Here is a 6308-nt window from a genome sequence, read left to right as displayed (position 1 = left end):
CTTACAACTATAAATTATAGACTTAATTCAGTAGCATGTAGTTCATTAAAATAATACTTTGATTTCTTTAAGCACTACAGAAACAACTTTATTATGTTTTAAACGACTTTATTGTAAATTAAACAACTTTATTATCTCTGTACACCATTTTCTGTTTCTTCACAAACTCAATTAAATTTTAGCATAAAGAAATGGTCTCCTTGGGGAAAGTGGCGTATGAAATAATAAAAAGGTATGAGTATACAACCCACACCTTTTTACCGGTAATAATATTTGTTATATGCATAGTGTATCAATCATGATCAATGTCACCTTCAATATATTTACGGAGTTTATCTTTAATTGCTGCACTTTCTGGAGTTACTTCTGCTACTTTACGATTGTGAAGACGAGAGCCTCCGTCCATTTCATCTAAAGGTAATGTATTTTCAACATCTTGAGAAGCAGTAGCAGCCATTTGTTGTAACCATTGCATTGTTAAGTTAGATGTTGTATTTTTACCATTGATTTCTGCAGTTCGTTGAATTTCCTGTTCCTGCTGATTATGAGTTACAGTCGATGTGTAAGCAGGCTCTCTATATTGTGGTGTATGCTTCGCCCTTGGCACTTCTATTGGAGTTTCAGTAATAACGGGTGCTTTCTTGATAAGTTCAATAGGCTCTCTATGTTTACTTGTATCTGGTACACTCTCTTTTTGCACATTGATCACTTCATTAATTTTTGCGTGTTCTGTTGTATTAGAAGTAGGAATTGATACTGTAGTATCCTCTTTTTCTAGCTTAGAAGCAGATTTTCTTGAGTAATCTCGCACAGGCTGATTATTTGTTAATTCATCTTCATTGTCAGTATCATCTTCGTTATTGTAATAATCGTAAGTATCAGGATTTAACGCTTGTAACCAACCTTCTATTGCAGTAGGCGCTGTTGTAGGTGTACTCAATTCCTCAATTACATTTTCTTCACTATCAACATCTGTATTTGTGACATAATCATCATATTTAATTTCCACATTCAATGACTCTTCTCGAATTTTTAGCCAGTAAGCAGCTGCTTCTGCATCAACTTGAATCTTAGCTGTTTTAAACTCAGTGGCAGGAACAAAGTTTGCATTTACTTGTATGCCCCCTTGAGGAGCATTATCTTTTACAATTTTAGCAGCACACTGGAATGCTTTTTGAATTAAGATATCATTTTCAGAAAGAATGGGTACCTCTGTTTTCGAATAAGAGTAGGATGTTCTACGTGTACTTTGTGTTTTCGTTTCAGCTGTTACCATATCAATTTCTTGATCACCTTCACGTGCTTCATAAATTGTTTTCGTACCCATAAGCTTACTAAACAATTTAGCGTCTTCATTAGTAACATCACCATAAACAAGTTTATTACGAAATGTACCTAACAGGATATCCATGAATCTTGGGCCATGTTCAATTGCTAATTGACTAATTGTTTGTGCAATAACAATTAAAGGTGCTTTATATTTACGTGATTGAGCAGGAAAACTTTTAAATGCTTTATAAATGTAATCAGCAAACTCATCGACTAAAACAGGATGGTAAGGAGATACGTTAGGCTTACGACGGAAAACGGCATTCTGCACGGCATACAAACATAATTTACCGAATACATCAGATAGATCAGAAAGTTCTCCTTTCGCTGTATTGATTAAAAGGATGCCTCCAAATTCCAAGTGTTTTTCAAAGTCAAAATCTGATGGACCACATAATACACGACGGAGCAGAGGTTGAGCTGAAATATCATTTAATGTGTTTCGTAAACCACGAACGAAGGTTTCTTGTTTATCGATAATCTTTGGCTGCCCATAGTATTTCCCTTCAGTATGATAAACAACTTCCCCTCCCCCACGACCGCCAGAAATTTCAGGCACATAATTTAAATCAAACCATTCATCAACTTGCTTCATTATGCGCCAATGATTTCTCTCATCTCTATCAGGTATAGATTCAATATCATTTGGAAGTCGCCCTTTTAACTTGAGATGCATCTCAAAAACGAGGTTAGCATCATTATACATATCAATTAAATGTTCAAATCTAGCTTCAAATTTTGAATCATGGAGTTTTAACAAGTAAATATGTTGTTTAAGATGGGAACGCTCAGATTGAACGAAGAAAGGATTTCCTGCTCCATTATCAGAGAGCCCCGTTAATACTGAACATAACATCTCAGCAACTTTATCAACTGGACCACGTACGAAATTTATTGAAGGGGTATCAGGATTTGTTGGATCTAAATAGAAAATAACACTATTGGGAATCTTGTGTGCCAATACCAAGTTATATACCTTTTCGCAGAAGTCATTAGATGGCTCGATAACTGTAAGACCATTTACCTGCGTTCCTTTTACATCCTCTGAATGATAATCTTTTCTTGCATATAAGGTTTTAAAGTTATTAATCATTGAAGCCATATAGTCAAGAATTTGATTAGCAATTGGTAAACCTAGTGCAGCTGATTTACCTGTACCAATGTTACCGATGATCATTATATTAAGTGTTAAAGACTTGCCTTGTATTACTGCCATTTCCCGTGTAGCACTGTTAGGACCAAGAAAGATATCGGGTTCTGGCAATTTTGATGGATTTTTTTCAGTGAAAAATCTGTGTAATGAAGTAGCAAGTTTTCGTTGACGATCATCATTCAAAAAGGAAAGCATCCAACCAGGTATTTTAAATACGTATTCCCATTTTCCGAATTCATCTAAAAGCTCTTTTTTATGTTCATAAAAAATCTTAAAGAGCCATAAGAGTACGAGAATAATAATAATTACAGGTATAGCAAATACAAGGTGCATGATATTACTAAAATTTGAAAGTATAGTAGCCTCTAATCCTTTGTCATTTAGTGAAACTTCTCCAGCTTTCGAATGTAAGAATGGAATAAATATCTTAGCTAATGGAACACTAAACGCCCATAAGTACTGGGCAACTATACCAATTAACATCATCGAGAAAATAAACCATCTACGCTTTATCTCCTGATAGGTCTTAACCTTGGTTGATAGTTGCCAAGTATAAATTAAAATCCAAAAGCTAAAAAAGGTTTCAATGTAATAATTAATTTCAAACGGATTACCGAAGATACTTAAAGTAGGTAATGGAGCCCTCATTTGTATTGACCAGAAAGAAGCGTATTTATATATTCCTCTAAAAGCAAAATACCAAGCTAGCAGAAGTAGTAATGTCACAATATAGTAAGATGAGCGGGCTGCTAAACGATATTTCCAGCTTTTTGTAATGTCGATTGTAACTGTATAGGAATTTTTTTTGCTCTTTCCGGCTTTTGGATCCTCCCCATTACCTGGTGCATTATTGAGTTCAGCATTTTTTTGAACTGCATTCTCCAAATTCTTGTTTCACCCTCTCTTTTAACGAATAAAAAGCAGCGGTGAAATTAAGCAATTCAGCAGAAGTAGCCAATAATATATTCTCTGGTGCTATGGAATTGTGATACAAATCAGTAAAAATGGCTTGCTGCCCATGCTCTAATTCATCCGCTTCATATATCCCCAAAATCTTAATTGGGTTTAGTGTTCGGTGTTGATTTTGCATGGCCAACAATCCTGATAAGTGTTGTAATTTAAAGTGTGTGTTAACCTCCCCTACCTTAAGTATTGTTAATATACATAATATTTCTAAGTAATCTAAAGGGTTTTTTTCTTCATCAGGTGATTTTTTTCGTAATACCAATATGTCATCTGTTAGCTCAAGTAGTTTAGAATGCTGAATCCCTTTCGCTTGCATTTCATTTTTATTAGATATCCACTCTACAGAATAAGGGAAAGAAGAATTTATATTTAAACGTTCAGTGATTTTTTTGAGCATATGACTTTTGCTTAAACTATTAACTTCGCGAATTTCTTGAAGAATATTATTTATTACAAGTGCCGATCCACCCATATTGCATACGTAGACATTTAGGTTATTCACTACACTTAAACGTGGTATATTGCTGAAAGCTTTTTTTAAATTTGTTACACGTGTAGTCCTTTTTTTGTAAGTAGAAATTGTGTGATAGGAGTCATCAATCACTGAAAATAACACGTAAAACTGTTTAGATGGGTTAGCAGCAGCGATATCGAGATATTTTTTTAGTTTATTTTCTAAAAATGGAATGTTTTCTGATCCAGTATCAACTTCAATATTGATAATAGAATCGTTACAAGTAAGAACCCAATCAGGAATGATTAAAGGGTTTCCCTTTGAATCGGGATAAAACTCTTTAGATGGACGAAATGAATAAACGAGTTGAGGTAGATCTGGTTGGAAGGAAACGGGTTGAAGTTCTGGCTGAAACATTTCGCGATACTCTTCATCTTCGTATAAAAAGTAAACATTATTTGAATCGGAATACATTAGGTTGGGCAAATGTAAGTTTTGCTTTACAATTGGGCTTAGCGGAAAGAGATAATCCCCATTACCGCCTACAATTGCACCGGCATGTTCATTGTTTGATTCTGCTTCAAGTAAATTTAAAACAAATTGCGTGATTGCTATATTATGTTCATATTGCCTTTTAGTAACAAATGAGGTACTACAATCAGAAATCAATTTTAATCGATATAATATTTCAGCTCCTTTCAAAGAGATAGAAACAAAGTCCAGTGTAAAGCCCCGCTTTTTTCTCACACTTATATTTTCCTTTTTTATTAATTTCATTTTTGCCCACTTAGTTAACTTTGATGAAAATGTAGTTCGACTTATAGGTTCCCCACTTATCAATTCATAAAATTTACGTAACTGAATTTGGGATACTGTTCGCTGTTCATATAAAAATAAAACTGTAAAAATATCAGAACGATTAAAATAAACTCCACGATCATTTTCTCCAACGATATATTTAACAGCATGATCAAATGATTTTTTCAAATTTAAACACTCCCTTGATATGGAAAAAATATACGGAAACTTGCATAAAATCGAGTGCAATTATCATGAAAAGAAAGTAATTAATGTTGGATAAAATAAGCAGTTCAGTACATAAAAATGATTAATGCATATTTTAACTGAAATTTGCAAAAAAGTAACCCATTATCCCCTATGAACTCTCGGTTTAAAAACACATATTATTTCGTCAGGTGTGAGTAATAAAATTCAATGTTATCAAGTAGAAATTTGCTATTAGAGTTCGTCTTATGTACTTCGTCATATGTATTCCGTCATATATGTGTAGAGTATCTAAAATAGATAAAATGTACAGTGAATATACTTTTGCATAGATGAAACTAAGTATTAAACAGAATTGCATTTAATTCTGTAGAGGTATTTGTTTATCAGAAGGAAAAATTACATCATAAAAGAAATAAGTAAATAAACATAATAAAGTAAATGAAAATTGTGTATATTTCATATTTTGCATGTTACAATCTGATTTAAGGGGTGAAAAAATGCGGAATTGGAACACAGAATATGGGTTAATAACAAAGATAATACAAAGTGAATTTGAAACGGACCTTCTTTATACCAAAGTAATCAACACATTATGTAACGAACATGAGATAATCCCATTAAAGTTTGCAGCTCTAGATCCTTATAAAACGTATAATACCGCACAAGTCAGTAGAATTTTGAGGATAAAATCTAATCAATTAAGATTTCTAATCAACAAATACGGTGAATACATCCAATTAAGAAAAAAAAGAACTAAATATATTATTTCACTTAAAGCTGTATATAGGATATATTTAGTGCATCTATGCTTAACAAAGAAATTAATTAGTGCATCTGAATTTAATCGCTTCATGACCTTACATGTTAGTTATAGTGATTATATTGATATGAAATTGACAAGTTATACTGACAAGTTTGTAGAACTTAATTTCAAAGAGAATCAAATGAATGAAAATGAATCACAATTTTATGTGCTATTCCTACAAATCTCAGAAATAACTTCCGAATTAATAAAAGAAATAACTACATATAACATGACATTGACATCCCCTTTCCTTTCTGTAGACAACCAACAGAAAAGTGAGTTATTAAAAAAGAAGCGGGATCATAAAGATCTGTTTAATAAACTAAGTGTTTTATATAAAACTATATAGTTAAAAGAGTAATACTCAAGAAGTATTACTCTTTTTTTAGGGGTATATACACGTCTTATTTATAAGTCTTTTATATAAGTCTTTCAAATATGACGTATGAAATTTCTTGGTAATATTTTATTGACATGAAATTAATATGAAAGTATATAAAACCTTTAATGATAAGTGTTTTTCTGTACATCTTATATGTAGTTCTTATATATAAGACGTATAAATCTAATGACCATGATAATAGAATGTTATT

The 6308-nt window shown here is 32.3% G+C and carries 3 protein-coding genes; 1 reads left to right on the top strand and 2 read right to left on the bottom strand.

The window, feature by feature from the left end; genetic code table 11:
* Positions 1-292 precede the first annotated feature (292 nt).
* Complete coding sequence (locus ABH960_RS28315) at positions 293-3367, bottom strand: type IV secretory system conjugative DNA transfer family protein (protein ID WP_404449747.1); 3075 nt, start codon at positions 3365-3367, stop codon at positions 293-295.
* A complete protein-coding gene (locus tag ABH960_RS28310; RefSeq protein ID WP_404449745.1) occupies positions 3339-4889 on the bottom strand; it encodes a replication-relaxation family protein in 1551 nt (516 codons plus the stop codon). The genes ABH960_RS28315 and ABH960_RS28310 overlap by 29 nt, the downstream gene beginning before the upstream one ends.
* Positions 4890-5377: 488 nt before the next feature.
* On the opposite strand from ABH960_RS28310, the gene ABH960_RS28305 reads away from it, so the two are divergent.
* Positions 5378-6064 (top strand): hypothetical protein, encoded by a 687-nt coding sequence (locus ABH960_RS28305; RefSeq protein ID WP_404449743.1) that lies wholly within the window; start codon positions 5378-5380, stop codon positions 6062-6064.
* Positions 6065-6308 lie beyond the last annotated feature (244 nt).

The organism is Bacillus sp. RC252 (assembly GCF_044909215.1).
Lineage (GTDB): Bacteria > Bacillota > Bacilli > Bacillales > Bacillaceae_G > Bacillus_A > Bacillus_A mycoides.
The sequence above is the reverse complement of the archived record's forward strand: the minus strand, read 5'-3'. Positions and strand labels throughout refer to the sequence as shown.

Excerpts from the sequence above, each read along its gene's own strand:
- ABH960_RS28305 (WP_404449743.1), top strand. The coding sequence starts at position 5,378 with ATGTTACAATCTGATTTAAGGGGTGAAAAAATGCGGAATTGGAACACA.